Here is a 24295-nt window from a genome sequence, read left to right as displayed (position 1 = left end):
GCCGCTTATCGGAAGGTGACGCGAGGGCGGTCAAGGCTTATCGGTGTCTCAGAACCATGAACGCGCAACCCTATGACATTGCTGCGACGGAAAGCCTGCTCGCCTTCTGGCGGGATGCGGGCGTCGACGCCTGCTATCTGGACGCGCCCGTCGACCACACCCACATCGCCCCGCCGCCGATGGTCCAGGCCGTGCAGCGCGCGACCGCCTCGGTCGCCACGCCCCTGGCCGGGCGCAATGCATCCGACGCCATCGATCAGGCGCGCAGTCTGGCCGCCGGGGCGGCGACCCTGCAGGATCTGGCCGCCGCCGTCGCCGCCTTCGACGGCTGCCCCCTGCGCCAGATGGGCGCGACCCAGTCGGTGTTCGGCCGCGGCGACGCCAACGCCCCGGTCCTGGTGATCGGCGAAGCCCCCGGCGCCGAGGAGGACCAAATCGGCCAGCCCTTCGTGGGTCAGGCGGGGCATCTGCTGGACCGGATGATCGAGGCGGCGGGCCTGACCGGCAAGGTCTTCATGACCAACACCGTCTTCTGGCGTCCGCCCGGCAATCGCCCCCCTGCGCCGCAGGAACAGGCCGTCTGCGCCCCCTTCCTGGAACGGACCTTCGCCCTGCTGAAGCCCAAGGCGGTCCTGCTGCTGGGCGGGGCGACGGCCAAGTCCGTTCTGCAGGCGGACGAAGGGATCATGAAGCTGCGCGGCCAGTGGAAGGAATGGCGTCTGCACGAAGGCGCGATTTCCGCCCCCGTCATGCCGACCCTGCATCCCGCCTTCCTGCTGCGGCAGCCGCAGGTCAAACGACTGGTCTGGGCCGATCTGCTTTCACTGGCGGTTCGCCTTGAAACGGACTCGGTTGAGGATCACGGCTGATTGCGGCATGTTTCCATGCTGACGACCGATCGCCATACGGACCCCGCCTGAGTCGAGACGGACGGGGCCGCCGCCAACGAGGGGGCCGCCGCATTGTTCAGATTCAGCCGCGCGATGATCGCGCCGACGCTGGCGCTCACCCTGTCCGCCGTCGCCGCCGCGGCGCAGGCCGAGACGCCCTATGCGACGATGGCGGCGTCCGCCTCTGCTTCGAACACGGCCAATACGCGCCCGACGGCCCTGAGCTCTGCTGACCGCCTGTCCTACACCACCGCCTTCGACGCCCTGCGGCGCGGCGACCTTGAGGCGGCCCGCGTCGCCGCCCGTCAGGCCCAGGACCGCGTCCTGCTGGGCCAGGTCGAGTTCGAACGCCTGTTCCACCCCAACTACAACGCCACCTACGAAGAACTGACCGAGTGGCTGCAGGAATATTCCGACCTGCCCATCGCCGGCCGCGTCTATGATCTGGCCATGCGCCGCCGCCCTGACGGCGCAATCGAACCGATCAAGCCTGCAGGTTTCCTGGGCCGCACCTGGAACAGCGTCGTCAACGCCGTGTCAGGCGGCGGGGCCGCCGCAGATCCGATGAAGACCGCGCGGATCGCCTATAACAACGACGATCTGACCGGCGCCTCCGCCATGGGCCGCGAGATCGGCGACTGGTGGACGGTGGGTCTGGCCGAATGGCGCATGGGCGAGTTCAACGAGGCCTTCAACGCCTTTGACCGGGTGGCCCAGGACCCGACCGAGGACCCTTGGGTCCGCTCTGGCGGCGCCCTGTGGGCCGCACGCGCCGCCGGCAAATCCGCTCGCCAGAATGTCGTGACCGACTATCTGCGTCTCGCCGCCCAATGGCCCGCCACCTTCTATGGCCAGATCGCCCTGCGTCAGCTGGGCGAGGAGCCGGTCATCGAGAACCTGGGCCCGCGCCCCTATGCGGCCGAGCCGCGCCTGCGCCGCGCCTTCCATACGCCCGACGCCGCCGTGGACGCCGCCTCGCTGGAGGCCTTCGTCCAGAACGAGCCCCGCGCCCGTCGCGCCCTGGCCTATTACGAAGTCGGGCGCCGCGCCGACGGCGACAGTGAAATGCGTTCCGGCCTGCGCACCGCCGCAGGCGACGCCTCGCGCATGTGGGCCGCCCTGGCCCGCATCGTCTCGCCCGCCCGCGAGACCGACGCCTCGCGCATCGACGCCAACCGCTATCCGATCCCGGACCTGCAGCCCGAGGGCGGCTTCACCATCGAACGCGCGCTGGTCTATGCGGTGGCGCGCAAGGAAAGCGACTTCAACCCCAACGCCCGCTCCAGCGTCGGCGCCTATGGCATCATGCAGGTGATGCCGACGACGGCCGCCGAACTGTCCGGCGACCGCAGCTTCGTCTCGACCCCGAACAAGCTGCTGACGCCCGCCGTCAACATGCGGCTGGGCCAGACCTATGTGAACCGGATGCTGCAGCGGTCCGAGTTCCAGGGCGACATCCTGCGGGCCGTGGCCAGCTACAACGCCGGGCCCGGCCCCATGCTGGCCGCAGTGCGCAAACTGGGGCCGGACGCCGACCCGCTGCTGCTGATCGAAACGATCGACGTGCCCCAGGCGCGGGAATATGTCGAAAAGGTCGTCGCCGCCTACTGGATCTATCAGCGGATGTTCGGCGGCCCGCTGAACACGCTGGATGCGGTGGCCTCGGGCGCCACCCTGGTGCCGATCTCGCTGGATTACGTGCCGCCCCCGCCCGTCGCAGATGAGATCATGGTCGCCCAGACCACCGCCGTCAGCGACGACCGCTAGAAGACCGCAGCCAGCAGCAAGGCCCACAGGGCGCTGCTGAGCAGAAGCGCCAGCATATAACCCGCCACGGGATGCAGCCGCCGACGCGGGCGCGGGGCCTGCACAGGCGCCGCACGGGTCTGCACGGACGAAGACATCATTCTGCGGCCTCCCACGAACAGCCAGGTCCGTGCACCGCCATGAATAGCAGCGGGCGCTTAATCGAACGTCAGCGCGCTTGGTTTTCGCCCGTTAAAGTTGCGCCGCCTCCATTTCCCACTGGCGGAAGTCGGGATGGGCCAGCAGGGCCTCGACATAGGTCTGGGCCACGCCGTCGTCGCCATGGCCGCTGAGGTCGATCTGATAATGACGAATCCGGGCAGCGACCGGGGTGTAGAAGATGTCGGCGATGGAGCGCGCGCCGAACAGCCAGGGGCCGTCGTCGCCGAACCGGTTCCGCATCTGACGCAACAGCGCCACGATCCGCGCCAGATCGCGGTCCAGCGCCGGATCGGACGGGGTCTCAGCCCGCGCATCCCCAAAGATCGGATGATCCGGCCCCATGCCGCAGAAGGTCCGCAGGGCGCTGAAGCCAGAGTGCATTTCCGCTGTCACTGATCGGGCCAGGGCGCGCGCGACCGGATCGGCTGGCCACAGACCCGCCTGCGGATAATGCTCCGCCGCCCATTCGGCGATGGCCAGGGTGTCCCAGATCAGTTCGCCGTCAACCGTCAGCGCGGGGACGAAGCCGGATGGCGACACCGCCAGAAGCGCGGCCTTGGCCTCTGGCGTGTCATAGCGCGCGTCACGCACCGCAAAATCTGCGCCCGTCGCCTTCATCACCAGCCAGCCGCGCAGCGACCAGGTCGAATAGGTCCGGGGTCCGATCAGCAATTCCATGACGCGCGCCTCCTGTTGCGCGGCCATCAATGGCTGGATGCGAGTTTCAGCACAACCAGACCCGACACCACCAGGGTCACGCCCGCGATCCTGAGCGGCGTCAGCGGCTCGCCCAGAATAAAGGCCCCGACCGCAAAGGCGCCGACCGCGCCGATGCCGGTCCAGATGGCGTAGGCCGTGCCCAGCGGCAGGGTCTTCATCGCCAGAGACAACAGGCCGAAACTGCCGATCATGAAGACGACCATGCCGATGGTCGGCCACGGCTTGGTGAAGCCGGCAGAGGCCTTCATCAGATAGGCCCAGACGATTTCGAGAACCCCAGCGGCGAGCAGATAAACCCAGGCCATGACAATCACTTTCCAACTTGATTGCCGGGTCGTCCCGGCATTCAAAACCCGAAAAGGGGGAGGTCGTCCTCACTGAAAGCGCGGCTAATCTGGGACATTGGCGGCCAAAGTCAACCTTGGGGGTCGGGCGAACCTTGACTCGACGCCCCTTGAGACCGACACGACCCGTCCATGATCACGCGCTATTCCCGCCCCGTCGCCGCCGCCATCTGGTCGCAAGAAACCAAGTACAAGATCTGGTTCGAGATCGAGGCCCACGCCGCCACCAAGATGGCGGAACTGGGCGTGATCCCCAAAGAATCGGCTGACGCCATCTGGGCCAAGGGCAAGGACGCGACCTTCGACGCCGACCGCATCGACGAGATCGAACGCACCACCAAGCACGACGTCATCGCCTTCCTGACCCATGTGGCGGAAATCGTCGGCGAGGAAGCCCGCTTCCTGCACCAGGGCATGACGTCATCCGACGTGCTGGACACCTGTTTCGCCGTTCAACTGGCGCGGTCGTCGGACCTGCTGATCGAGGGCGTCGACCGGGTTCTGGCCGCGCTGGAGACCCGCGCCAAGGAGCACAAATACACGCCGACCGTGGGCCGTTCGCACGGCATCCACGCCGAGCCGGTGACCTTCGGCCTGAAGCTGGCCGGCTATCACGCCGAGTTCCAGCGCGCCAAACGCCGCCTGATCACCGCCAAGGAAGAGATCGCCACCTGCGCCATCTCGGGCGCCGTGGGCACCTTCGCCAACGTCGATCCGGCGGTTGAGCAATATGTCGCCGACCAGATGGGTCTGGCTGTCGAACCCGTCTCGACCCAGGTGATCCCGCGCGACCGCCACGCCGCCTTCTTCGCCGCCCTGGGCGTCGTCGCAAGCTCGGTCGAGCGTCTGGCCGTGGAAATCCGCCACCTGCAGCGCACCGAGGTGCTGGAAGCCGAAGAGTTCTTCGACAAGGGTCAGAAGGGCTCGTCGGCCATGCCGCACAAGCGCAACCCGATCCTGACCGAGAACCTGACCGGCCTGGCCCGTCTGGTCCGCTCGGCCGTGACCCCGGCGATGGAGAACGTCGCCCTGTGGCACGAGCGGGACATCAGCCATTCGTCGGTCGAACGCGGCATCGGCCCGGACGCCACCATCCACCTGGACTTCGCCCTGCATCGTCTGGCGAACGTGGTCGAGCGGCTGAACGTCTATCCTGAGAACATGCAGAAGAACATCGACCGCCTGGGCGGTCTGGTTCACTCGCAGCGGGTCATGCTGGCCCTGACCCAGGCCGGCATTTCGCGCGAGGCGGCCTATGCCGCTGTTCAGGAAAACGCCATGAAGGTCTGGCGCGGCGAAGGCGCCTTCCTCGACTTCCTGAAGGCCGACGAACGCGTCACCCTGCCCCACGACCAACTCGAAGCCCTGTTCGATCTGGGCTACCACACCAAGAACGTGGACGTGGTGTTCAAGCGGGTCTTCGGGGACTGAGTGTCCGATCCGCGCCGCATCGGCTTTGAACCCATGGTCGATGCGGACACGCGCCTGCTGATCCTGGGCAGTCTGCCGGGAGACGCATCACTGAAGGCGGCGCAGTATTACGCCCATCCGCGCAATGGCTTCTGGCCGCTGATCGGCGGGGTGCTGGGCGAAGACCTGCCCGCCCTGCCCTATGAACAGCGGCTGGCGCGCCTGAGGGGGCGCGGGGTCGGCTTGTGGGATGTCATCGCCTCGGCGGAACGGGCGGGCAGTCTGGATGCGGCCATCCGATCGCCCGAGGCCGCGGACCTGCGTGGATTGGTCGAAAGCCTGCCCCGTCTGAAAGCCGTCGCCTTCAACGGCGGGCTGGCCGCCAGGATGGGGCGGCGGATTCTGGGCGGCCTGGACGCGATCGAACTGGTCGATCTGCCGTCATCCAGCCCCGCCCATGCAATATCCTTGTCGGCAAAAGCGCAAACCTGGGCCATACTGGGGAAGTTTCTCCCAGATAAGCCTGCCGCCTGATGATCCTGACCCTTTCCTGCCCTGACCGCCACGGCATTGTCGCGGCGGTTTCCTCATTTCTGCTGGCGCGCGACGCCAACATCTCCGACGCCCAGCAGTTCGGCGACGCCTCCAGCAACACCTTCTTCATGCGGGTGGTGTTCGAACCCGCCGACGGCGACGCCCAACCCGCCATCCGCGACGCCTTTGCGCCGCTGGCCGCGCGTTTCGAGATGGACTGGACCCTGCGCGGCGGCGAACCGCGCAAGGTGATGATCCTGACGTCCAGGTTCGATCACTGCCTGGCGGACCTGCTGTACCGCTGGCGCATCGACGAACTGCCCATGCAGGTGACGGCCATCGTGTCGAACCATCCGCGCGAACTGATCGGCCATGTCGATCTGGGCGACCTGCCCTTCCACCACCTGCCGCTGAAGGCGGGGGACGCCGCCGCCAAGGCCGAACAGGAAAAGACCCTGCTGCGGCTGATCGAGGAGACAGACACGGAACTGGTGGTGCTGGCGCGCTACATGCAGATTCTGTCCGACGACCTCAGCCGCGCGCTGGAGGGACGCTGCATCAACATCCACCACTCCTTCCTGCCGGGCTTCAAGGGCGCCAAACCCTATCATCAGGCCCATGCGCGCGGGGTGAAGGTGATCGGCGCCACCGCCCACTATGTCACCGCCGATCTGGACGAAGGCCCGATCATCGAACAGGACGTCGAGCGCATCAGTCACCGTGACACGCCCGAAGATCTCATTCGCAAAGGTCGAGATATCGAGCGCCGTGTTCTAGCGCGCGCTGTTCGTCGCCATCTGGAAGACCGCGTTTTGCTGCACGGAAAAAAGACGGTGGTTTTCGAAGACTGAATGCTTAAGCTGCGAATTCTTATGGTCTGCAGTGCATCCTTTATGCCTCACCGCGCGTAACGTTTCCGTGACCGCCTTCAGAGCGGATAAAATGGATGGAAACATTATGACCAACCTTCGCAATACGATGCTCATCGCTGTATCCGGCGCCGCTCTTCTGGCGGTGGCGGCCTGCGGCAACCAGAACAGCACCCCGGCGGACACCGCCGCGCCCGCCCCGGTGGAGACCACGGCGATGACGCCCGAAACCCCGATGCCCATGGTCGGCGGCGCGGCCATGGATCCGGCCCAGACGATCGTCGCCAACGCCTCCAAGGCCTCGAACCTGTCGACCCTGGTCGCCGCCGTTCAGGCCGCAGGCCTTGTCGACACTCTGAACGGCGCCGGTCCCTTCACGGTCTTTGCGCCTGACAACGCCGCCTTCGACAAGATCCCCGAAGCGACGCGCACCGCCCTGATGCAGCCGGCCAAGAAGGCCGATCTGACCAAGATCCTGACCTATCATGTCGTCGCTGGCCGTCTGACCGCAGCCGACATCGCCGCCCAGGCCCAGGCCGACGGCGGCACGGCCACGCTGAAGACGGTGCAGGGCGAAGAGCTCAAGGTTTCGGCAGGTCCGAACAACACCTGGGTCATCACCGACGCCAAGGGCGGCAAGTCCACGATCACCCAGGCGGACGTGGGTCAATCCAACGGCGTCGTCCACGTCGTGGACACGGTGCTGATGCCGTAAAAATAATTTTCGGCTCAAGCCGATTGAGCTGAAACCAAATAGCGCGCGCCGTGTTCTTCAAGGGCGCGAGAGACGCACACTAAGCCGGGCGAGACTTCCCCCAACGTCCCCGGCAAAAAGAAAGGGCCGCATTTTCCCCCGGATGCGGCCCTTTCGGTTCTCTGATTGGCCCTTAGACCAAAGACTTACTCGCCTGCGCGGATCTGCTCGCGCGCAATGGAGGCCAGTTCGTCCATCTTGGAATAGATTTCGCTGTCCGGAACGGTCAGGCCCGAGCCCTTCAGGTCGCCGGCGACCTTGCGGAACACGTCCTCGTCGCCCGGCTGTTCAAAGTCGGCGCGCACGACGGCCTGCGCATATTGATCCGCGCTCTCGGACGACAGGCCCATCTTCTCGGCCGCCCACAGGCCCAGCATCTTGTTGCGCCGGGCGATGGCCTTGAATTCCTGCTCCTGATCGAGTGCGAACTTGGCCTCAAAGGCCTTTTCCCGATCGTCGAAGGTCGTCATCTCGCTCAGCATAGCTCCGTGAACCCCGATCACCTCGGGACATCCGCCGTCTATAGCCCCCCCGCGCCCGAACGCAACCAGACTTGCATCGCAGGGTCGCAATGTCCCCATGGTTTTGCATGCACCGTTGCGGTCCATCCTCATTTGTATAGAGGGCCGCGTTCGGCTAAGGAGACGCCGAACGAGATTGACTGCCTGAACGATTCCGAAACGCGCCGCCAGGATCGGGACTTGCCCTGCATCATGGCCGCGCGATTTTTGTTTCTGAGGGCGCCCGTAAGCGGGACGGACGATGAACAGCAAGCGCAAGAAGCTCTACGAGGGCAAGGCCAAGATCCTTTATGAAGGACCGGAGCCCGGCACCCTGATCCAGTATTTCAAGGACGACGCCACTGCGTTCAATGCGCAGAAGAAGGCCGTGCTTGAAGGCAAGGGCGTGATCAACAACCAGATCAGCGAATTCATCATGTCGCGCCTGAACGGCATCGGCGTGACCAACCACTTCATCAAGCGCCTGAACCTGCGCGAACAGCTGATCCGCGAAGTCGAGATCATCCCGCTGGAAGTCGTCTGCCGCAACATCGTCGCCGGTTCGATGAGCCAGCGCCTGGGCATCGAGGAAGGCACCCCCCTGCCCCGCTCGATCATCGAATTCTACTACAAGAAGGACGAGCTCAACGACCCGATGGTCACCGAAGAGCACATCACGGCCTTCAACTGGGCCTCGACCCAGGAGCTGGACGACATCCTGGCGATGACCGTCCGCGTGAACGACTATCTGTCGGGCCTGTTCAGCGCCGTCGGCATCACCCTGGTCGACTTCAAGATCGAGTTCGGCCGCGTCTGGGAGAACGACTTCAGCCGCGTGATCCTGGCCGACGAGATCAGCCCCGACAGCTGCCGCCTGTGGGACACCGCCTCGGGCGAGAAGCTGGACAAGGACCGCTTCCGCCGCGACCTGGGCGATGTCATTGAAAGCTATACTGAAGTCGCGCGCCGCCTGGGCATCATGAAGGGCATGCCGACTGTGATTCAAGGAGGGCTGCACTGATGGCCAAGGTCAAGGTTCACGTCTTCCTCAAGCCCGGCGTCCTGGACGTTCAGGGCAAGGCCGTCGAAGGCGCACTGCAGGGCCTGGGCTGGCCCGGCGTCTCAGGCGCCCGCGTCGGCAAGCTGATCGAGTTCGATCTGGACGGCGTCGAAGACCCGCAGGCCGAGGCCAAGAAGATGTGCGAACAGCTTCTGGCCAACACGGTCATCGAAAGCTACCGCATCGAGGTCGCATAAGACATGAGAGCCGCCCTGATCATCGGGGCGGCTCTTTTGCTATCGAACAGGCCTGATCAGTTTCGACACAGATAGTCCCGCGTGAGCGGCACGGCGTCCGGCTTCTTCGTCAGCTGCAGCTGGAACACCATCTGGCCCAGTTCGCGGAAGGCGACTTCGCTGACGGCGAGATAGAACTCCCACATCCGGCAGAAGCGTTCGTCATACATGGCCAGGGCCTCGTCGCGGCGGGCCAGGAACCGTTCGCGCCACGCCTTCAGCGTCTCGGCGTAGTGCAGGCGCAGCACCTCCATGTCGGTGACCCACAGGCCCGCGCGTTCGATGGCGGGCAGCACCTCTGACAGGGCCGGAATATAGCCGCCGGGGAAGATGTATTTCCTGATCCACGGCTGGGTGCGGCTGGGCGGTCCCTTGCGGCCGATGGAGTGGATCACCGCCACCCCGTCATCGGTCAGCAGCCGCGCCACATGGTCGAAATACTCCTGATAGTTCGGCGCCCCGACGTGTTCGAACATGCCGACCGAGACGATGCGGTCGAACGGCTGGTTCAGATCGCGATAGTCCTGAAGCCGGAAATCGGCGCGGTCGGCCAGGCCCTGCGCCGCCGCCCGTTCGTTGGCCGTGCGGTGCTGTTCGGTGGACAGGGTGACGCCCGTGACCTGCGCCCCGGCCTTGGCCAGCGACAGACCCAACCCGCCCCAGCCGCAGCCGATGTCCAACGCCCTCTGTCCCGGCGACAGCACCAGCTTGTCGATCAGCCGTTGCTTCTTGGCGGCCTGCGCCTGTTCCAGCGTCGCATCGGGCGTTTCGAAATAGGCGCAGGAATACTGCAGGTCCGCATCCAGAAAGAGCCGGTAGAAATCCACCGTCAGATCATAGTGGTGATGCACATTGGCCCGGGCGTGGCGGCGGTCGTTGGCCTGCTCCATCGCGCGGCGGATGCGCCAGCCGAAGGGCTGCGGGCGCGTCAGGCTGGACAATTGCGACGCCGCCAGCGCCACGAAGTCATAGATGTCGCCGCCTTCGATGCGGAACCCGCCATCCATGAAGGCCTCGCCCAGCTTCAATTCTGGATTGCCGGCGATGGCCAGGGCGGTCTTGCGGTCCTCGATCACCGCCGTCAGTTCAGGCTCTCCTGGTCCCGCCCTCAGGGTTTGACCGCCGGGCAGCCGCACCGCGATCGCGCGGGTGCGGAAGGTTCTGTCCAGAAGAGATTGCAACATGGCCCCATCCTCCTAACTGCTTCAAAGCTAGTGACGGATTTCCGTCGCGCAACAACGACCCGCCTTTTCCATTAAGATGCGGCCCAGTTTTTCGGAGACAACGCCCATGAGCTTCACCCTGACCTCCACCGATATCCGCGATGGCGGCGTCCTGCCGGACGCCCAGGTCCAGTCCAAGGGGAACACCTCGCCCCAGTTGGCGTGGTCCGGCGCGCCGGAGGGGACCAAGAGTTACGCCATCACCTGTTTTGATCCAGACGCGCCGACCGGCTCGGGCTTCTGGCACTGGACCGTGGCCAACATCCCCGCCGAAGTGACCGAACTGCCGGCGGGCGCAGGATCGCCGGGCGGCGATCTGCCCAAGGGCGCCATTCAGGGGCGCACGGACTATGGCCAGCCCGGCTTTGGCGGCGCCGCCCCGCCCGCAGGCCACGGCCCGCACCGCTACATCTTCACCGTCTTCGCCGTGGACGTCGAAAGCCTGGATGTGAACGCCGACAATTCGGGCGCCATCTACGGCTTCAATCTGCATTTCCACACCCTGGCCAAGGCCAGCATAACCGCGACCTACGAAAACAAGCACTGACCCGGCTTGATCGACGGGGGCGGCGACCTATGTTGCAGCGCAACACCCCTCCCCCGGACGATCTTCATGACCACCTGCGACGTCGCGGCGCCCCGCGAATCCGTCAACCCGCCCCTTGCCGGAGGGCAGGTGGCCCTTGTCCTGATCGCCCTGGCCATGGGCGGCTTCGCCATCGGCGTGACCGAGTTCGCGGCCATGAGCATCCTGCCGGACTTTGCGGCAGGTCTGGGCGTCGACGCCCCCACCGCCGGCCACGTCATCAGCGCCTATGCCGCGGGCGTGGTGGTCGGGGCGCCCATCCTGGCGGTGCTGGGCGCGCGCCTGCCGCGCTGGCTGCTGCTGATCGGCTTCATGGCCCTGTTCGCCGTCGCCAATGTCGCCAGCGCGCTGGCCCCCACCTATCACTGGATGCTGGTCTTCCGCTTCCTCAGCGGCCTGCCGCACGGGGCCTATTTCGGTGTGGCGGCCCTGGTCGCGGCCTCGGTCGTGCCGCTGGCCTACAGAACACGCGCCGTATCGACGATCCTGATGGGTCTGACCGTGGCCACGGTCATCGGCGTGCCCTTCGCCAATATCATCAGCCACACCTACGGCTGGCGCTGGACCTTCGCCATCGTCGGCGTGCTGGCCGTCATCACCATGGCCCTGGTCGCCCTGTTCGCGCCGCGCGACCCGGCCCACGCCGACGCCAGTCCTCTGCGTGAGCTGGGTGCTCTGAAGCGCGGGCAGGTCTGGCTGACGCTGGGCGTCGGCGCCATCGGTTTCGGCGGCATGTTCGCAGTCTATGCCTATCTGGCCTCGACCCTTCAGGCGGTCACCGGCATCGGGCCTGAAGTCCTGCCCTGGGTCTTCGCCGTGTTCGGCGTGGGCATGTTCCTGGGCAATATCCTGGGTGCCTGGGCCGCCGACCATATCGGTTTTCCCGCAGCGGGGGGCCTGCTGATCTGGAGCGCGATCGCCCTGGCCCTCTATCCGTTCGCGGCGACCAATCTTTGGGCGCTGATGGTGGTGATCTTCCTGATCGGAGGCGGCGGCGGTCTGGGGTCCATCCTGCAGACGCGCCTCATGGATGTGGCGGGCGACGCCCAGACCCTGGCTGCAGCGCTGAACCACTCGGCCTTTAACACCGCCAACGCCATCGGCCCCCTGCTGGGCGGCATGGCCATCGCGGCGGGATACGGCTGGACCTCCACCGCCTGGGTCGGCGTGGCCCTGTCGCTGGGCGGCTTCGTCATCTTCGTCATCGCCTGGCTGACGGGCCGCAAGCACGCGACGGCCTGACAAGTCGAAAGAAGCCTGCTAAAGGCCCGCGCCATGAGCGCCGCCGTCATCGTCTTCCCCGGTTCCAACTGCGATCGCGACTGCAAGGTCGCCATTGAACGCTCCACCCGCGAGCCCGTCTCGATGGTCTGGCACGCCGAGACGGAACTGCCCAAGGGGCTGGACCTGATCGTCATTCCCGGCGGCTTCTCCTATGGCGACTATCTGCGCTGCGGGTCCATGGCGGCCCAGTCGCCGGTGATGCAGGCGGTCAAGAAGGCGGCGGATGACGGCGTCACCGTGGTCGGCATCTGCAACGGCTTCCAGATCCTGTGCGAAGCAGGAATGCTGCCCGGCGCCCTGCTGCGCAACAAGGGCCTGAAATACATCTGCAAGCCCATCGCCCTGACGGTCGCCAACGCCCAGACCCGCTTCACCACCGGCTATGCCGATCAGGCCGAGGTTGTCATGACCCAGGGCAACGCCGACGGAAACTTCTTCGCCGACGCCGAAACCCTGGCCCGGATCGAGGGCGAGGGCCAGGTCGTGTTCCGCTATGTCGACAATCCCAACGGCTCGGTGAACGACATCGCCGGCCTGCAGAACGCGCGCGGCAATGTGCTGGGCATGATGCCCCACCCCGACCGCGCCTTCGAGGCCGAACTGGGCTCAGCCGACGGCGCCGTCCTGTTCCAGAGCATCTACGCCGCAGCCTGACGCCTGGGCCGACGCTTCAGTCGTCCTTTCTCTGCGACACGCCGTCTTCCGACGCCTCGTCTTCATCCGGTGTGATGACGCCGCCCGGTTCGCGCTGGGCCGCCAGTTCGCGTGCGCCGACGCCCTGGCCGTTTTCAATGGCGCGGTTGGCTTCGACTTCGTCGGTTTCGAAGTGCGGGGCGTTGTCTTCAGGGCGTTCGGCCATGTCGGTGTCTCCTGTGGTCAGACAGGACTAGCGGACAGCCGACACGCCGGTTCCCTCAGCGTCCGCTGAACGCCTCCAGGCTGGCGCGGGACAGGGGGCGGAAGGTGTAGAAACGGCCGTCGACCACGATCGTCACCTCATGCGCCTGGGGACGTTGCAGGATGGAGGGGTCGTCGCGCGGCACAATACGGCCTGTGGCGATGTTCTTGACGTCCATCTCCAATGATCCGACCCGCACGCCGGACGAGGCCAGAAGGCGGGCGATGCCGCGCGCCTCATTGGCCTGCTGCTCAGGCGTGAAGGCCTGCTGGAGCCGGGCCCAGGCGGTCTGAAGCTGCTGGGCGTTGACGCTGACGGAAGGCGTCGTCCGCTCCTGCGCCAGGACCGTCGCGCCGGAACCACCCGCCGTCAGGGCGACGGCCAGAAGCGCGCGGATGGCGAGAATTCTGCAGGACACGCGAGGGGGCTCGGAACGACCGCGTCAGGCCGGGACGCACCCTCCCCACTACACCGACTGACAGAACAGTGCGACATAGATGGCCGGGCGAATGAACCATCCGCCCTTCCGATGCGTAATCCTGGTTCGACCTTCACTGTTGGAGCCGTCATGTCCTCGATCATTCGCCCCACGCCCGCCCAGCGCACTCGACGCATGATCGTCCTGCTGGCCGCCCTGTTCGCCATCGCTGCGCCCATCATCCAGAACCTGGCCGGCTTGGGCCTGACCCAGGCCGAGTTTGCAGCCGACGGCAATACGACGCTCAGGGTCGCAGGCTACGCCTTCTCGATCTGGGGCCTGCTGTATCTGGGCCTGCTGGCCTATGCGGTGCGGCAGGTGCTGCCGCAGACGGGCGAGAGCACCCTGATCAACCGCCTGGGCTGGCCATCCGTCGTGACCCTGTTCGGCATCGGCTTCTGGATCATTGTCGCGGCGATGAACCTGAAGGCGGCCAGCGTCATCATCATCTTCGCCAGTCTGATCGCCTTGCTGGTTCCGCTGCTAGTCTTTGGCGGCACGATCCAGGCGCTGGGTCGGTTTGATCGGGACCGGATGCTGACGGTCTGGCCTTTGGCAGGCCTGGCGGGCTGGCTGACGGTGGCGGCGCCGCTGAACCTGATCACCACGGCGACGGCCTTCGACGCCTTGCCGACCACGCTCACGCCGACCGGATGGGCCGTGGCGGCGGTGGTGATCACAGCCTTGATCGCGATAGGGGTCACCGCCCGCCTGCGGACCCTGGCCTATCCCCTGCCCGTCGCCTGGGGCCTGCTGGGCGCCTTTGTGGCGGAACAGCCTGACAATCCCGCCCTGGCCTTCACGGCCCTGGCCGCCGCCATACTGGTGCTGCTGGCGGGGGTTCTGCTGACCTTCCGTCTGCGGCCGGGCGTAGAGCGCGGCTGAAGTCAGAGCCGAAGTCAGGGCTTGGGCGGATCGTCGGTGATCGCGCCATCCTCGGGGTCATGATCGTCGGCGCCCACGTCAAAGGCGCCGCTTTCGTCAAAGCCGACGCTGCCCACGCCAACGGCCGAGCCGGTCAGCCTCTGGCGGCTGTGCAGAGCCAGTTCCGGCGCCGCCTCGTCCAGCGCCCTGGTGATCTTCGGGTCATTCGAGCGATCCATCTGCTGATGGTCGGCGGCGGGAAGGCGGGTCTTGTCGGTCATCACTTGTCCTCCTCATCGGCGTCGTCGGCGTGGGGTTGCGGCTGCTCAGCCAGAGCAGAGGCGCCCGCGTCATCGGCGGCGATTTCGGGCAGATCCTCGTCCTGCGGCGTGGCGGCGGGGTCGATTGGGCGGTCGGTCATGCAAGGCTCCTGCGGCTTTCGCCTGAATCAACCGCCCGGCCTCAACGATGTTCCCCGATCTTGCGCCGTGCGGGCTGACATTTGCCCCGTCTGCGGCTAGAAGCCCCGCCCATGAGCGCTCCTGAAAAGACGATGTCCGAATTGGCCGCTGAATACGGCCTGGCCCCGAACGAGTATCAGGTCGTCCTCGACCGGCTGGGGCGCGAGCCGAACCATGTCGAACTGGGCGTCTTCTCAGTCATGTGGTCCGAGCACTGCTCCTACAAATCCTCCAAGATCCACCTGGGCAAGTTCCCGACCACCGGCGAGCGCGTCATCTGCGGTCCGGGCGAGAACGCAGGCGTGATCGACATCGACGACGGCGACGCCTGCATCTTCAAGATGGAGAGCCACAACCACCCCTCCTACATCGAACCCTATCAGGGTGCGGCGACGGGCGTGGGCGGCATCATGCGCGACGTCTTCACCATGGGCGCGCGCCCGGTGGCCCTGCTGAACGCCCTGCGTTTCGGCGATCCGTCGCACGAGAAGACCAAACGCCTGGTCAAGGGCGTCGTCTCCGGCATCGGCGGCTATGGCAACTGCGTCGGCGTGCCGACCGTTGCGGGCGAGACCAACTTCCACGCCGGTTACAACGGCAACATCCTGGTCAACGCCATGTGCGTCGGCCTGGCCCGCGCCGATGAGATCTATTACTCGGCCGCGCCGGAAGCGGGCCATGACGTGGTCTATTTCGGCTCCAAGACCGGCCGCGACGGCATCCACGGCGCCACCATGTCCTCGGCCGAGTTCGACGATGAGTCGGACGCCAAGCGCCCCACCGTCCAGGTCGGCGATCCCTTCGCCGAGAAGCTGCTGATCGAGGCCACGCTGGAGCTGATGGCCTCGGGCGCCGTCGCCGCCATTCAGGACATGGGGGCCGCGGGCCTGACCTCTTCATCCGTCGAAATGGCGGGCAAGGGCGGCGTCGGCATCGAGTTGAATCTCGACAGGGTGCCCCAGCGCGAAACCGGCATGACCGCCTATGAGATGATGCTGTCGGAAAGCCAGGAACGGATGCTGGCGGTCCTGAAGCCCGGCTATGAAGACGTCGGCTACCGCATTTTCCAGAAGTGGGGCCTGGACTTCGCTGTCATCGGCAAGACCACGAACACCGGCCATCTGGTGCTGACGCACCATGGCGAGACGGTCTGCGACGTGCCGCTGGCGCCCCTGTTCGACGACGCCCCCCTGTACGACCGCCCGTGGGTCCAGCCGGAGCTTCAGCCCAAGCTGAACCATTCGGACATCCCCGCCCCCCAGAACTGGGCCGATGCGGTGATGAAGGTCGTCGCCTGCCCCGACATGGCGTCAAAGCGCTGGATCTGGGAGCAGTACGACCGCCACGTCATGGCCGACACCCTGCAGGACTCATCGACCGGCGCCGACGCCGGCGTGGTGCGCGTCCATGGCACGGACAAGGGTCTGGCGGTCACCTCCGACTGCACCCCGCGCTATGTCCAGAACGACCCCTATGAGGGCGGAAAACAGGCGGTGGCCGAGGCCTGGCGCAACCTGACCGCCGTGGGCAGCCGTCCCATCGCCATCACCGACAATCTGAACTTCGGCAATCCGCAACGCCCCGAGATCATGGGCCAGATCGTGCGCGCCATCGACGGCATGGCCGAGGCCTGCCGCGAACTGGTCTTCCCGGTCGTGAGCGGAAACGTCAGCCTGTATAACGAGACGAACGGCGTCGCCATTCCGCCGACCCCGACCGTCGGCGCGGTGGGCCTGCTGCCCAACTATGACGTGGTGACCGGCTTCAGCGGCATGGCCGAGGGCGATACCCTGGTCCTGATCGGCCAGACGCACGGGGAGTTGGGCGCGTCGATCTATCTGCGCGAGGTTCTGGGCCGCGAGGACGGTGCCCCGCCGCCCGTCGACCTGAAGCTGGAAAAGAAGACCGGCGACTTCGTGCGCGACCTGATCGAAGGCGGCGAACTGACCGTGGTCCACGACCTGTCCGACGGCGGCCTGATCGGCGCGGCGGCGGATCTGGCGCTGGCGTCTGACGTCGGCGTGACCCTGGACGCCTCCAGCGCCGCTCACGCCCATATCTTCCTGTTTGGCGAGGATCAGGCCCGCTATCTGGTCGCCGTGCCGGACGCAGACGCCCTGATCGCCAAGGCACGTGACGCCGGCCTGCACGCTTCGGTCGTCGGCCATGCGGGGGGCGACGCCTTCGCCTCTCGCGGCGACAAGGGCGATCTGTTCAGCATCCCCGTCGCCCACCTGCGCGAATGGCATGAAGGCTGGATGCCCGGCTGGCTGGGAAGCGCCGCCTGAACCGCTTCCCTTGACCGAGGGCTCATGAGCAGGCTGCAGGCATGAAAACCGCCGTCGTCATGGGCCCCGGCTCGATCTTCTGCAGCACCCAGCCGAACTCGATCGAGACGGTGGCGCGCACCCTGTCGCGCTACAGCGCCAACCGGGATCAGGTGACCGTCTATTGCGATGCGGGGGCTGTGGATCGCGGCGACCTGCGGACGGTCGCCGTCGCGCCCGGCCTGGGGCGGACCGGACGCATCATCCGCGCCCTGCGCCGTGATCCGCCGCAGTTTCTGGAGTTGCACCAGCACGGTCCCAGCGCCGCCGCCATCGCCCGCGCCTTTCCGCATATCCCCAGCGTCCTTTACCGCCACAATCAGGCCAGCGGCGGCCGCGGCCCGCTGGCGCGGATGCGTTATGAGCACCGTTTCCGCGCCTTCGACGGCCATGTCTTCGTCAGCGACTATCTGCGCGGCGCCTTCGCCGACTGTTTCCCGGCCCTGGCCGCGCGCGGCTTCACCGTCCACAATCCGATAGACGCCGACCTGTGGGCCGCCCCGGTCGAAGGGCGCGGGCCGGTCATCGCCTATACCGGCCGCGCCGTGCCGGAGAAGGGTTTCGACCTGATCTGCGCCGCGCTGGAGCCGGTGCTGGAGCGCCATCCCGACTGGCGCGCGGACCTGCTGGTGATCGACTGGCACACCCATGCCGACTGGGCCCAGGCCCAGATCGACCGGCTGGCCCGCTTCGGCGACCGTGTCTCCCTGCGCAAGCAGCAGCCGTGGGCCGCTGTGCGTAACACCCTGCAAGGCGCCGCCATCGCCCTGGTCCCGTCGGCCTTTCCTGATCCCTTCCCTTTGGCGGCGCTGGAGGCCCATGCGGCGGGCGCGGCGGTCATCTCGTCCGGTCGCGGGGGCTTGCGCGAAGGCAGCGGTCCGCACGCCCTCTATGTCGAGCCGCTGGACGCGCCCACCCTGGCCGACCGGATCGAACAACTGATCGCCGATCCCGAACTGCGGCTGGCGATGGCGCGCAGCGGCCAGCAGCACGTTCAGACCGAACATACGCCCCAGCGCCGCGCGGCCCAGTTGGACGCCCTGCGCGCCCGGCTGGTAGAGGCCCGAAAGACCCGCGCACGGACCTGAAACATGGCGCATCCTCGCGTCCAACCCTATCTTCCAGCCGGGGCCATGCGGAGCAGACACGCTGATGACGGTCGTCGATACGCCTTTCGTTCCTCGCACTCCGGCGCGCCGGACGCAGCCGCTGTCGCTGCTGCCCTTCCTCTGGATCAGTTGGCGCGACCCGATCCGCATGTGGTCGGAACGGCATTTCAACGAGCCGCAACTGCACGGGCACAGCGTCCTGGGTGAAATCCTGGTGGTCAGCCACCCCGAGGGCGTTCGCCATGTCCTGACGGAAAACGCATCAAACTATGTGAAGGGCGACCTGCAGCGCCGGGTTCTGGGGCCGATGCTGGCCGAGGGGCTGCTGCTGACCGAGGGCGACACCTGGCGGCGCGCACGGCGCATCCTGGCCCCCCTGTTCACGCCCGCCAAGATGGCCACCCTGAACGCCCGCATGGCCGAGGTCTGCCACGCCCGCGTCGCCTCATGGTCCCTGTCAGCGCATGGGCGTGTGCTGGACATCGACAGCGAGATGTCCGGCCTGACCTTCGACATCCTGTCGGCGACCATGTTCTCTGACGAACTGGGCGGCGAGGCGCGCGGGTTCGAGCGCGCCCTGAACCAGTTTCTGGCCAATGGGGCGCGGATTGATCCGCTGGACGTGCTGGGCGCGCCGGACTGGGCCCCGCGCCTGGGACGGCTGGCCAGTTTCCGCTCGGCCCGTTTCTTCGAGCGACGGGTGACCCGTCTGGTCGAGGCGCGCCGCGCCCATATCGAGGCGGGCGGCGAGGCCCATGACGACCTGCTCAGCGCCCTGCTGCTGGCGCGCGACGAGAACGGCGGGCCCGGTCTGTCGGATGAAGAGGTCGCCGCCAACATCCTGACCTTCATCCTGGCCGGACATGAGACGACCGCCCGCGCCCTGGGCTGGACCCTGCATCTGCTGTCGCGCCAGCCGGAATATCTGGCCCGGCTTCAGGCCGAGGCCGACGCCTTCGACGTCAGCCAGCCCAGATGGGCCGACAACCTGCCGTGGACCCGCGCCGTGCTGGAGGAGACGATGCGCCTGTTCCCGCCCGCCCCGACCATGGCCCGCACCGCCCTGGCCGACGACGAGGTCGGGGGGCAGAAGATCAAGGCGGGCGCCACCGTCATCATCTCGCCGTGGATTCTGCAGCGTCACAAACTGCTGTGGGATCAGCCCGACGCCTTCAAGCCCGAGCGCTTCCTGCCGGAAAACCGCAAGGCCGTGGACCGTTACGCCTATATCCCGTTCAGCGCCGGGCCGCGCGTCTGCATCGGCGCCGCCTTCGCCATTCAGGAGGCCATGATCGCCCTGGCCGCCATCCTGCGTGTCGCCGAAGTCGAGGCCGTCACCGCCGTCGAGCCCCGCCCTGTGCACCAGATCACCCTGCGCAGCAGCCAGCCGATGCGGCTTCGTCTCCGGGCGCGGCGAAAGACCGTCTGACCGCCAATGTCCCCGGCGCGTCAACGGATCGTCGCAATACGCCCCTATGGCCGTGATCTCGCTGGAGCCTGATCTGCATGAGCCGCCGTCGTTCGCCCCTTCGCATCGCCCTGATGGGACTGGGCGCCGTCGCAGGCTGTCTGACCATCTATATCGTCGGGGTGAACCTGACCGGGAATGTCCACACGGTCATTCCGGGCGAGATCTATCGCGCGGGCCAGCCGCGCCCCGGCCTGCTGGACCGGATGGAGCAGCAGCACGGCATCCGCACGGTTCTGAACCTGCGCGGCCCCAATCCGGGCACGCCCTGGTACGACAATGAGGTCGCCGACAGCATGCGACTGGGCATTCGTCACATCAACTTCCGCATGTCGGCCAAGGAAGAGCTGACGCCCGAGGAAGTCCGCACCCTGATCGGCATCATGCGCGATGCGCCCAAGCCCCTGCTGATCCATTGCGCGGGCGGATCGGACCGCACGGGCCTGGCCTCCGCCTTCTATGTCGCGGCCGTGTCGAAGGGCGGAGAGAACAGGGCCGAGGCGCAGTTGTCGCTGCGTTACGGCCATATCGCCCTGCCCAACCTCGACGCCTATGCGATGAACCGCACCTTCGAGCGGATGGAGCCGGAACTGGGTTTTCCTAACAGCTAGGCGGAAGGCTTTTCGCGGTCGGCGGCGTCTAGGGATCAACGCCAACGTCGTTCAGGACGCCCCCGTGAAGATCGCCATCGTCCTTCCGCCCGGAAGCCGTTTTTCGCAATCGCGCCCCAACTCGATGGAGACGGTGGTGCGGACCCTGGCCGGGGTCAGCCGCTATCGGTCGTCGATCCGCATCTTCTGCCCGGAGGGCGCCGACGACCACGGGAATTTTGACGTTCAGACCGTGCCGGAAGGGCGCAACATCCGTATCGAGGCCCTGACCCGGCACATCCGCGCCTATGACCCCGACCTGATCGAGGTGCATCAGAAGGTGGTGGACGCCACGCGTCTGGCCCGCCGTTTCCCCCGGGCGACCAACCTGCTGTACCGCCACCATGCGCTGAAGACGCCCAGGACCCTGCTGGACCGCTGGCGCTATCAGGCGCGTTATGGGGTTCAGGACGGGCTGATCTTCGTCAGCAAGTCCGAGCGCGACCGCTTCGTCGCCCAGCACCCCGGTCTGGCGGACAAGAGCTTCGGCATCCCCAACCCCATTCAGGCCGAGCCCTGGCTGGCGGCACCCGAAGATCGCGATCAGATCATCGCCTTCGCTGGCCGCGCCATGCCGGAAAAGGGTCTGGACGTGCTGTGCGCCGCCCTGCCGGCCGTGCTGGAGCGCCATCCGAACTGGCGCGCGGTGCTGATGCTGAACGACTGGGACGATCATCAGGCCTGGGCCGCGCCGCACGTCGCGCCCTTGGAGCGGTTCGGCGACCGGGTGGCCATTCTGCGCTCGGCCTCTCTGGGCGAGGTGCGCGAGATCATGAAGACCGTCGCCATCGCCGTGACCCCGTCCGTCTGGGCCGAGCCCCTGGGCCTGACCGCGCTGGAGGCCCATGCGGCGGGCGCGGCCCTGATATCCTCCGGGCGCGGGGGCCTGCGCGAAGCCAGCGGCCCGCACGCCCTCTATGTGGACGAGGTGACGCCCGCCAGCCTGACCGATGCGATGGAGACGCTGGTCCTCGACCCCGAACGCCGCACCGCCATGGCGCGGGCCGGACAGCGCTATGTGCTGAGCAACCACCTGCCCGAGCGCCGGTCGCGCGATCTGGACGCGCTGCGGCTGAAACTGCTGGCGATGCGCAAGCCGGTGCTGGTTCCGGCCTGACGGGCGTCAGACGACCGGGATCGCCTGCGACAGACGCCCGCCGACGCGGATCGGCTCGACGCGGACGGCCAGGCCGGTCTTGTCGTCCGTCTCGACAAAGACGCCGCAGATGGTCGCCGGGCCCGAAGCCGGAGTGTAGCGCCCGCCCGAAATGCGGGTGGTGAAGCGGCGCAGCGGCTCGTCCTTTTCGTTGCCGATGACGCTGTCATAGTCGCAGCAGCCGCCCGCGTCCGTCTGATAGGCCGTGCCGCCGGGCAGGATCTGACAGTCGGCGGTCGGGACGTGGGTGTGGGTGCCCACGACCAGAGACGCGCGCCCGTCGCAGAAATGGCCCATGGCCATCTTTTCCGAGGTCGCCTCGGCATGAACATCGACGATGACGGCGTCGGCGACGGCGCCCAGCGGGGCGGCGGCCAGCTCGCGCTCGACCGCGCCGAACGGATCATCCATCGGGTCCATATGCACCCGGCCCAGCACGTTCATGACCAGAACCGTGCGGCCTGAATGGGTCTCGAACAGATTGGCGCCCGCGCCCGGCGCATCCATCAGGCGCGGATAGTTGGCGGGTCGGATCAGACGCGGCTCGCGCACGATATAGGTCAGGGCCTCGCGCTGGTCCCACGAATGATTGCCCAGCGTCAGGCAGTCGGCGCCCGCCATGAACAGCTCGCGCGCCGTGTTCTCGGTGATGCCGAACCCGCCTGCGGCGTTCTCGGCGTTGATGACCACGAAGTCCAGCTTCAGGTCACGCTTCAGGCCCGGAAGATAGTCGCTGACGCCATCACGGCCGGACTTGCCGATGACGTCGCCGAAAAACGCCAGTCTCATACAAAATCTCTCATGGGAAAGCCGTATAGCCGGTCTCGGTCAGAACGCCATGCAGTCGGACGTCGTGATCTTCCAGCGCCAGCCGCTCGACCGCCTGTCCGGCATAGGCGAAACCGACCCGGATCGCGTCAGGCCGCGCCGCGAAGGTGCGGTCATAATAGCCCCCGCCCTGTCCCAGCCGCCCGCCGAAAGGGTCGAAGGCCAACAGCGGCGTCAGGATCAGATCAGGATCGACCGTCTCGGCCAGAGGCAGGGGCGCGGGACATCCGGCGGCGTCCAGCTCCAGCGGCTCGCCCGGCGACCAGGCGCGAAAGATCATCGGCGCATCCCGCTGCAGAACCACCGGCAGGCACAGATGACGCCCTGCGGCCTCCAGCGCGACGGCCAGGGCGTCGGCGTCCAGTTCTGATCCCATCGCGCGGTACAGGGCCACGAACGCGCCGTCCGGCAGCCGGTCCGCATGATCGGCGGCGCGCCCGGCGGCGGAAGGATCAACCTGCGCCAACCGCTTGCGCAGCGCCCGCATGGCCGACCGTTGCTCGTGTTTGTCCAGGCTCATGGCTTGCGTCTTACACCGCCGACGCCGCCCCGACGAGCAGCCGCGCACGTTCCAACCCGCCGCGCTCAAACAGCGCGCGACCGCATCACGAACGTCATGGCAGTAAAAAACGCGCGCGTTGCGCGCCGCGCTCAAGCACCAAGCGACCGCGTCGAGAGCATTAGCGCACTGAAAAAGAACGCGCGCGTGGCGCGCTCGCGCTCAAGCAGCAAGCGACCGCGTCGCGAGCGTTAGCGCACTAAAAGAACAAAAGTTGGCGGCGCCGCGCGAACCGTGAGGAACGTTTAAATCCTCTCGACCTGGGTAGCCAGGTGGGCTCCATATGCCCAGGCCCTCGAGCCCGGACAGGGACAGATCCCGTAGAGTGAATTAAGGTCAGAAGGATATGTTGTCTTCGACGTGAGCCGCAGCATGACCCGCCGTCGCGATAGATAGTCCTTCGCGACGGCTTTCGCCAGCACCGTCATGACAAATCACGCCTGCGCACAAGCGGGATCGACGGGGCTTAGATTCCCTGGACGATCTTCTCGATCCGCGCGGCGACGGCGTTCAGGGCCTCGGCCACGCCATCGGTCGAGGGCGCGGGTTGGGCAGGCGGAACAAGGCCCGGCTTGCCGCTGTTCAGACGCGCCTCATGCAGTTCGTCGGCCAGGATCAGGGCCGACATCAGAAACAGCCGCAGATCGCCGACATGGCCCACGTCCTGGGCCACCTGGCGCACCTGGTTGTCGAACTGTTTGGCCAGGATGCGGACCCGCTCCTCCTGCCCGTCGGCGCAGCCCACGGCATAGGGGCGGCCGTTCACGTCCACCGTCACGGTCGCCATCAGCGGGCCTCCCCTTCGGATTCAGCCAGCACGTCGCGCACGGCGTCAGCGGCGCGCGCCAGGGCGTCGGACGCCTCGCGGCCCGCCGCCTCCAGCTCCGCCACCCGCGCGCCATCGGCCCGTGGCGCGAAAAGGTCGTCGTCGCTGACGGGCGAGGTCGAGGCGGTGCGAGCCTTCAACTCCAGGATTTTGCGTTCAAGGCCGGCCAGGGCCCGGTCGATGCGGGCCCGTGCGGCCGTTGTGGCGTCTGCCATCGGTCGCTCCTTACAAATTGCGTATAGAACCCGAGGACGCGTCGGGGTAAAGCGGCGCGCCCCTTATTTTCTGCATCA

The 24295-nt window shown here is 66.8% G+C and carries 30 protein-coding genes and 1 other RNA gene; 17 read left to right on the top strand and 14 right to left on the bottom strand.

From position 1 onward, the window contains the following. The first annotated feature begins 56 nt into the window (after positions 1-56). Positions 57-869 carry a uracil-DNA glycosylase gene (locus KWG56_RS00445; RefSeq protein ID WP_219353282.1) on the top strand — a complete coding sequence of 271 codons (813 nt, stop codon included), beginning with the start codon at positions 57-59 and terminating at the stop codon, positions 867-869. 93 nt (positions 870-962) lie between these two features. Then, complete coding sequence (locus KWG56_RS00440) at positions 963-2657, top strand: lytic transglycosylase domain-containing protein (RefSeq protein ID WP_244999584.1); 1695 nt, start codon at positions 963-965, stop codon at positions 2655-2657. Here KWG56_RS00440 and KWG56_RS00435 read toward each other — a convergent pair. The 3 genes from KWG56_RS00435 to KWG56_RS00425 form a co-directional block, all read right to left on the bottom strand. Then, the gene (locus KWG56_RS00435; RefSeq protein WP_219353281.1) at positions 2654-2797 is read right to left on the bottom strand and encodes a hypothetical protein; all 144 of its coding nucleotides are present in this window, start codon (positions 2795-2797) and stop codon (positions 2654-2656) included. The two genes, KWG56_RS00440 and KWG56_RS00435, sit on opposite strands and share 4 nt — an antisense overlap. Positions 2798-2888: 91 nt before the next feature. Continuing rightward, the gene (locus KWG56_RS00430) at positions 2889-3536 is read right to left on the bottom strand and encodes a glutathione S-transferase (protein WP_219353280.1); all 648 of its coding nucleotides are present in this window, start codon (positions 3534-3536) and stop codon (positions 2889-2891) included. A 26-nt stretch (positions 3537-3562) separates the two neighbouring features. Continuing rightward, positions 3563-3883, bottom strand: a complete 321-nt coding sequence (locus KWG56_RS00425; protein WP_219353279.1) for a DMT family transporter — start codon at positions 3881-3883, stop codon at positions 3563-3565. Between the two features lie 171 nt (positions 3884-4054). Here KWG56_RS00425 and purB point away from each other — a divergent pair, with 171 nt between their 5' ends. From purB to KWG56_RS00405, 4 genes are all read left to right on the top strand, one after another. After that, entirely contained in the window at positions 4055-5353 is a 1299-nt protein-coding gene (gene purB, locus KWG56_RS00420) for an adenylosuccinate lyase (RefSeq protein ID WP_219353278.1), read from the top strand. A gap of 33 nt (positions 5354-5386) precedes the next feature. Further along, complete coding sequence (locus KWG56_RS00415; RefSeq protein ID WP_219355365.1) at positions 5387-5866, top strand: DNA-deoxyinosine glycosylase; 480 nt, start codon at positions 5387-5389, stop codon at positions 5864-5866. Continuing rightward, positions 5866-6717, top strand: a complete 852-nt coding sequence (gene purU, locus KWG56_RS00410) for a formyltetrahydrofolate deformylase (RefSeq protein WP_219353277.1) — start codon at positions 5866-5868, stop codon at positions 6715-6717. Before KWG56_RS00415 ends, purU begins: the two co-directional genes overlap by 1 nt. Positions 6718-6823: 106 nt before the next feature. Continuing rightward, positions 6824-7450: a fasciclin domain-containing protein gene (locus KWG56_RS00405; protein WP_219353276.1), complete on the top strand. Its 627-nt coding sequence runs from the start codon at positions 6824-6826 to the stop codon at positions 7448-7450. 185 nt (positions 7451-7635) lie between these two features. Here the strand turns inward: KWG56_RS00405 and KWG56_RS00400 are convergent, their stop codons facing one another. Continuing rightward, the gene (locus tag KWG56_RS00400; protein WP_201096686.1) at positions 7636-7959 is read right to left on the bottom strand and encodes a DUF1476 domain-containing protein; all 324 of its coding nucleotides are present in this window, start codon (positions 7957-7959) and stop codon (positions 7636-7638) included. Between the two features lie 292 nt (positions 7960-8251). Between KWG56_RS00400 and purC the strand changes: the two genes are divergently transcribed. Then, the gene (purC, locus tag KWG56_RS00395; protein ID WP_201096684.1) at positions 8252-9010 is read left to right on the top strand and encodes a phosphoribosylaminoimidazolesuccinocarboxamide synthase; all 759 of its coding nucleotides are present in this window, start codon (positions 8252-8254) and stop codon (positions 9008-9010) included. Beyond that, complete coding sequence (purS, locus tag KWG56_RS00390; RefSeq protein ID WP_201096682.1) at positions 9010-9246, top strand: phosphoribosylformylglycinamidine synthase subunit PurS; 237 nt, start codon at positions 9010-9012, stop codon at positions 9244-9246. The genes purC and purS overlap by 1 nt, the downstream gene beginning before the upstream one ends. Positions 9247-9302: 56 nt before the next feature. On the opposite strand, the gene KWG56_RS00385 is transcribed toward purS, so the two are convergent. Further along, entirely contained in the window at positions 9303-10469 is a 1167-nt protein-coding gene (locus KWG56_RS00385) for an SAM-dependent methyltransferase (RefSeq protein ID WP_219353275.1), read from the bottom strand. A 106-nt stretch (positions 10470-10575) separates the two neighbouring features. Here KWG56_RS00385 and KWG56_RS00380 point away from each other — a divergent pair, with 106 nt between their 5' ends. The 3 genes from KWG56_RS00380 to purQ all read left to right on the top strand — a co-directional run bounded on the left by KWG56_RS00380 (position 10576) and on the right by purQ (position 13032). Further along, entirely contained in the window at positions 10576-11055 is a 480-nt protein-coding gene (locus tag KWG56_RS00380; protein ID WP_219353274.1) for a YbhB/YbcL family Raf kinase inhibitor-like protein, read from the top strand. A gap of 66 nt (positions 11056-11121) precedes the next feature. After that, positions 11122-12336, top strand: coding sequence for an MFS transporter (locus KWG56_RS00375; RefSeq protein ID WP_201096678.1), 1215 nt, complete (start codon positions 11122-11124; stop codon positions 12334-12336). 33 nt (positions 12337-12369) lie between these two features. After that, positions 12370-13032 carry a phosphoribosylformylglycinamidine synthase subunit PurQ gene (purQ, locus tag KWG56_RS00370; protein ID WP_201096675.1) on the top strand — a complete coding sequence of 221 codons (663 nt, stop codon included), beginning with the start codon at positions 12370-12372 and terminating at the stop codon, positions 13030-13032. Between the two features lie 16 nt (positions 13033-13048). Here purQ and KWG56_RS00365 read toward each other — a convergent pair whose 3' ends face one another. Next, positions 13049-13237, bottom strand: a complete 189-nt coding sequence (locus KWG56_RS00365) for a hypothetical protein (protein WP_201096673.1) — start codon at positions 13235-13237, stop codon at positions 13049-13051. A 55-nt stretch (positions 13238-13292) separates the two neighbouring features. Beyond that, positions 13293-13694, bottom strand: coding sequence for a hypothetical protein (locus tag KWG56_RS00360; protein WP_201096671.1), 402 nt, complete (start codon positions 13692-13694; stop codon positions 13293-13295). A gap of 150 nt (positions 13695-13844) precedes the next feature. Here KWG56_RS00360 and KWG56_RS00355 point away from each other — a divergent pair, with 150 nt between their 5' ends. Then, entirely contained in the window at positions 13845-14639 is a 795-nt protein-coding gene (locus tag KWG56_RS00355) for a hypothetical protein (RefSeq protein WP_219353273.1), read from the top strand. A gap of 14 nt (positions 14640-14653) precedes the next feature. Here KWG56_RS00355 and KWG56_RS00350 read toward each other — a convergent pair whose 3' ends face one another. Together KWG56_RS00350 and KWG56_RS00345 are read right to left on the bottom strand one after the other, a co-directional pair. Continuing rightward, on the bottom strand, positions 14654-14899 hold the full coding sequence (locus KWG56_RS00350; RefSeq protein ID WP_219353272.1) for a Tat pathway signal protein: 246 nt from the start codon (positions 14897-14899) through the stop codon (positions 14654-14656). Further along, positions 14899-15039 (bottom strand): hypothetical protein, encoded by a 141-nt coding sequence (locus KWG56_RS00345; protein ID WP_201096665.1) that lies wholly within the window; start codon positions 15037-15039, stop codon positions 14899-14901. The genes KWG56_RS00350 and KWG56_RS00345 overlap by 1 nt, the downstream gene beginning before the upstream one ends. Positions 15040-15150: 111 nt before the next feature. Here KWG56_RS00345 and purL point away from each other — a divergent pair, with 111 nt between their 5' ends. The 5 genes from purL to KWG56_RS00320 all read left to right on the top strand — a co-directional run bounded on the left by purL (position 15151) and on the right by KWG56_RS00320 (position 21750). Continuing rightward, complete coding sequence (purL, locus tag KWG56_RS00340) at positions 15151-17367, top strand: phosphoribosylformylglycinamidine synthase subunit PurL (protein ID WP_219353271.1); 2217 nt, start codon at positions 15151-15153, stop codon at positions 17365-17367. A gap of 41 nt (positions 17368-17408) precedes the next feature. Continuing rightward, on the top strand, positions 17409-18494 hold the full coding sequence (locus KWG56_RS00335; protein WP_244999582.1) for a glycosyltransferase family 4 protein: 1086 nt from the start codon (positions 17409-17411) through the stop codon (positions 18492-18494). A gap of 64 nt (positions 18495-18558) precedes the next feature. Beyond that, a complete protein-coding gene (locus KWG56_RS00330) occupies positions 18559-19944 on the top strand; it encodes a cytochrome P450 (protein WP_219353270.1) in 1386 nt (461 codons plus the stop codon). A 77-nt stretch (positions 19945-20021) separates the two neighbouring features. Then, a complete protein-coding gene (locus KWG56_RS00325; protein WP_244999581.1) occupies positions 20022-20594 on the top strand; it encodes a tyrosine-protein phosphatase in 573 nt (190 codons plus the stop codon). A gap of 64 nt (positions 20595-20658) precedes the next feature. Continuing rightward, positions 20659-21750, top strand: a complete 1092-nt coding sequence (locus KWG56_RS00320) for a glycosyltransferase family 4 protein (protein WP_244999580.1) — start codon at positions 20659-20661, stop codon at positions 21748-21750. A gap of 6 nt (positions 21751-21756) precedes the next feature. On the opposite strand, the gene KWG56_RS00315 is transcribed toward KWG56_RS00320, so the two are convergent. The 5 genes from KWG56_RS00315 to KWG56_RS00295 all read right to left on the bottom strand — a co-directional run bounded on the left by KWG56_RS00315 (position 21757) and on the right by KWG56_RS00295 (position 24217). Next, complete coding sequence (locus tag KWG56_RS00315) at positions 21757-22578, bottom strand: TIGR00282 family metallophosphoesterase (protein WP_219353269.1); 822 nt, start codon at positions 22576-22578, stop codon at positions 21757-21759. A 10-nt stretch (positions 22579-22588) separates the two neighbouring features. Beyond that, on the bottom strand, positions 22589-23185 hold the full coding sequence (locus KWG56_RS00310) for a 5-formyltetrahydrofolate cyclo-ligase (protein WP_280638415.1): 597 nt from the start codon (positions 23183-23185) through the stop codon (positions 22589-22591). Positions 23186-23392: 207 nt separating this feature from the next. Then, positions 23393-23553: non-coding RNA, 6S RNA (gene ssrS, locus KWG56_RS00305), on the bottom strand. An 89-nt stretch (positions 23554-23642) separates the two neighbouring features. After that, positions 23643-23963 carry a cell division protein ZapA gene (locus KWG56_RS00300; protein ID WP_201096655.1) on the bottom strand — a complete coding sequence of 107 codons (321 nt, stop codon included), beginning with the start codon at positions 23961-23963 and terminating at the stop codon, positions 23643-23645. Then, entirely contained in the window at positions 23963-24217 is a 255-nt protein-coding gene (locus KWG56_RS00295; protein ID WP_219353267.1) for a hypothetical protein, read from the bottom strand. Before KWG56_RS00295 ends, KWG56_RS00300 begins: the two co-directional genes overlap by 1 nt. Positions 24218-24295 lie beyond the last annotated feature (78 nt).

Source organism: Brevundimonas nasdae (genome assembly GCF_019395145.1).
In the GTDB taxonomy this organism is placed as follows: Bacteria; Pseudomonadota; Alphaproteobacteria; order Caulobacterales; family Caulobacteraceae; genus Brevundimonas; species Brevundimonas nasdae.
The sequence above is the reverse complement of the archived record's forward strand: the minus strand, read 5'-3'. Positions and strand labels throughout refer to the sequence as shown.

Coding starts and splice junctions, on each gene's coding strand:
- KWG56_RS00445 (WP_219353282.1), top strand. CDS start 57: ATGAACGCGCAACCCTATGACATTGCTGCGACGGAAAGCCTGCTCGCC.
- KWG56_RS00435 (WP_219353281.1), bottom strand. CDS start 2,797: ATGATGTCTTCGTCCGTGCAGACCCGTGCGGCGCCTGTGCAGGCCCCG.
- KWG56_RS00430 (WP_219353280.1), bottom strand. CDS start 3,536: ATGGAATTGCTGATCGGACCCCGGACCTATTCGACCTGGTCGCTGCGC.
- KWG56_RS00425 (WP_219353279.1), bottom strand. CDS start 3,883: ATGGCCTGGGTTTATCTGCTCGCCGCTGGGGTTCTCGAAATCGTCTGG.
- purB (WP_219353278.1), top strand. CDS start 4,055: ATGATCACGCGCTATTCCCGCCCCGTCGCCGCCGCCATCTGGTCGCAA.
- KWG56_RS00415 (WP_219355365.1), top strand. CDS start 5,387: ATGGTCGATGCGGACACGCGCCTGCTGATCCTGGGCAGTCTGCCGGGA.
- purU (WP_219353277.1), top strand. CDS start 5,866: ATGATCCTGACCCTTTCCTGCCCTGACCGCCACGGCATTGTCGCGGCG.
- KWG56_RS00405 (WP_219353276.1), top strand. CDS start 6,824: ATGACCAACCTTCGCAATACGATGCTCATCGCTGTATCCGGCGCCGCT.
- KWG56_RS00400 (WP_201096686.1), bottom strand. CDS start 7,959: ATGACGACCTTCGACGATCGGGAAAAGGCCTTTGAGGCCAAGTTCGCA.
- purC (WP_201096684.1), top strand. CDS start 8,252: ATGAACAGCAAGCGCAAGAAGCTCTACGAGGGCAAGGCCAAGATCCTT.
- purS (WP_201096682.1), top strand. CDS start 9,010: ATGGCCAAGGTCAAGGTTCACGTCTTCCTCAAGCCCGGCGTCCTGGAC.
- KWG56_RS00385 (WP_219353275.1), bottom strand. CDS start 10,469: ATGTTGCAATCTCTTCTGGACAGAACCTTCCGCACCCGCGCGATCGCG.
- KWG56_RS00380 (WP_219353274.1), top strand. CDS start 10,576: ATGAGCTTCACCCTGACCTCCACCGATATCCGCGATGGCGGCGTCCTG.
- KWG56_RS00375 (WP_201096678.1), top strand. CDS start 11,122: ATGACCACCTGCGACGTCGCGGCGCCCCGCGAATCCGTCAACCCGCCC.
- purQ (WP_201096675.1), top strand. CDS start 12,370: ATGAGCGCCGCCGTCATCGTCTTCCCCGGTTCCAACTGCGATCGCGAC.
- KWG56_RS00365 (WP_201096673.1), bottom strand. CDS start 13,237: ATGGCCGAACGCCCTGAAGACAACGCCCCGCACTTCGAAACCGACGAA.
- KWG56_RS00355 (WP_219353273.1), top strand. CDS start 13,845: ATGTCCTCGATCATTCGCCCCACGCCCGCCCAGCGCACTCGACGCATG.
- KWG56_RS00350 (WP_219353272.1), bottom strand. CDS start 14,899: ATGACCGACAAGACCCGCCTTCCCGCCGCCGACCATCAGCAGATGGAT.
- KWG56_RS00345 (WP_201096665.1), bottom strand. CDS start 15,039: ATGACCGACCGCCCAATCGACCCCGCCGCCACGCCGCAGGACGAGGAT.
- purL (WP_219353271.1), top strand. CDS start 15,151: ATGAGCGCTCCTGAAAAGACGATGTCCGAATTGGCCGCTGAATACGGC.
- KWG56_RS00335 (WP_244999582.1), top strand. CDS start 17,409: ATGAAAACCGCCGTCGTCATGGGCCCCGGCTCGATCTTCTGCAGCACC.
- KWG56_RS00330 (WP_219353270.1), top strand. CDS start 18,559: ATGACGGTCGTCGATACGCCTTTCGTTCCTCGCACTCCGGCGCGCCGG.
- KWG56_RS00325 (WP_244999581.1), top strand. CDS start 20,022: ATGAGCCGCCGTCGTTCGCCCCTTCGCATCGCCCTGATGGGACTGGGC.
- KWG56_RS00315 (WP_219353269.1), bottom strand. CDS start 22,578: ATGAGACTGGCGTTTTTCGGCGACGTCATCGGCAAGTCCGGCCGTGAT.
- KWG56_RS00300 (WP_201096655.1), bottom strand. CDS start 23,963: ATGGCGACCGTGACGGTGGACGTGAACGGCCGCCCCTATGCCGTGGGC.
- KWG56_RS00295 (WP_219353267.1), bottom strand. CDS start 24,217: ATGGCAGACGCCACAACGGCCGCACGGGCCCGCATCGACCGGGCCCTG.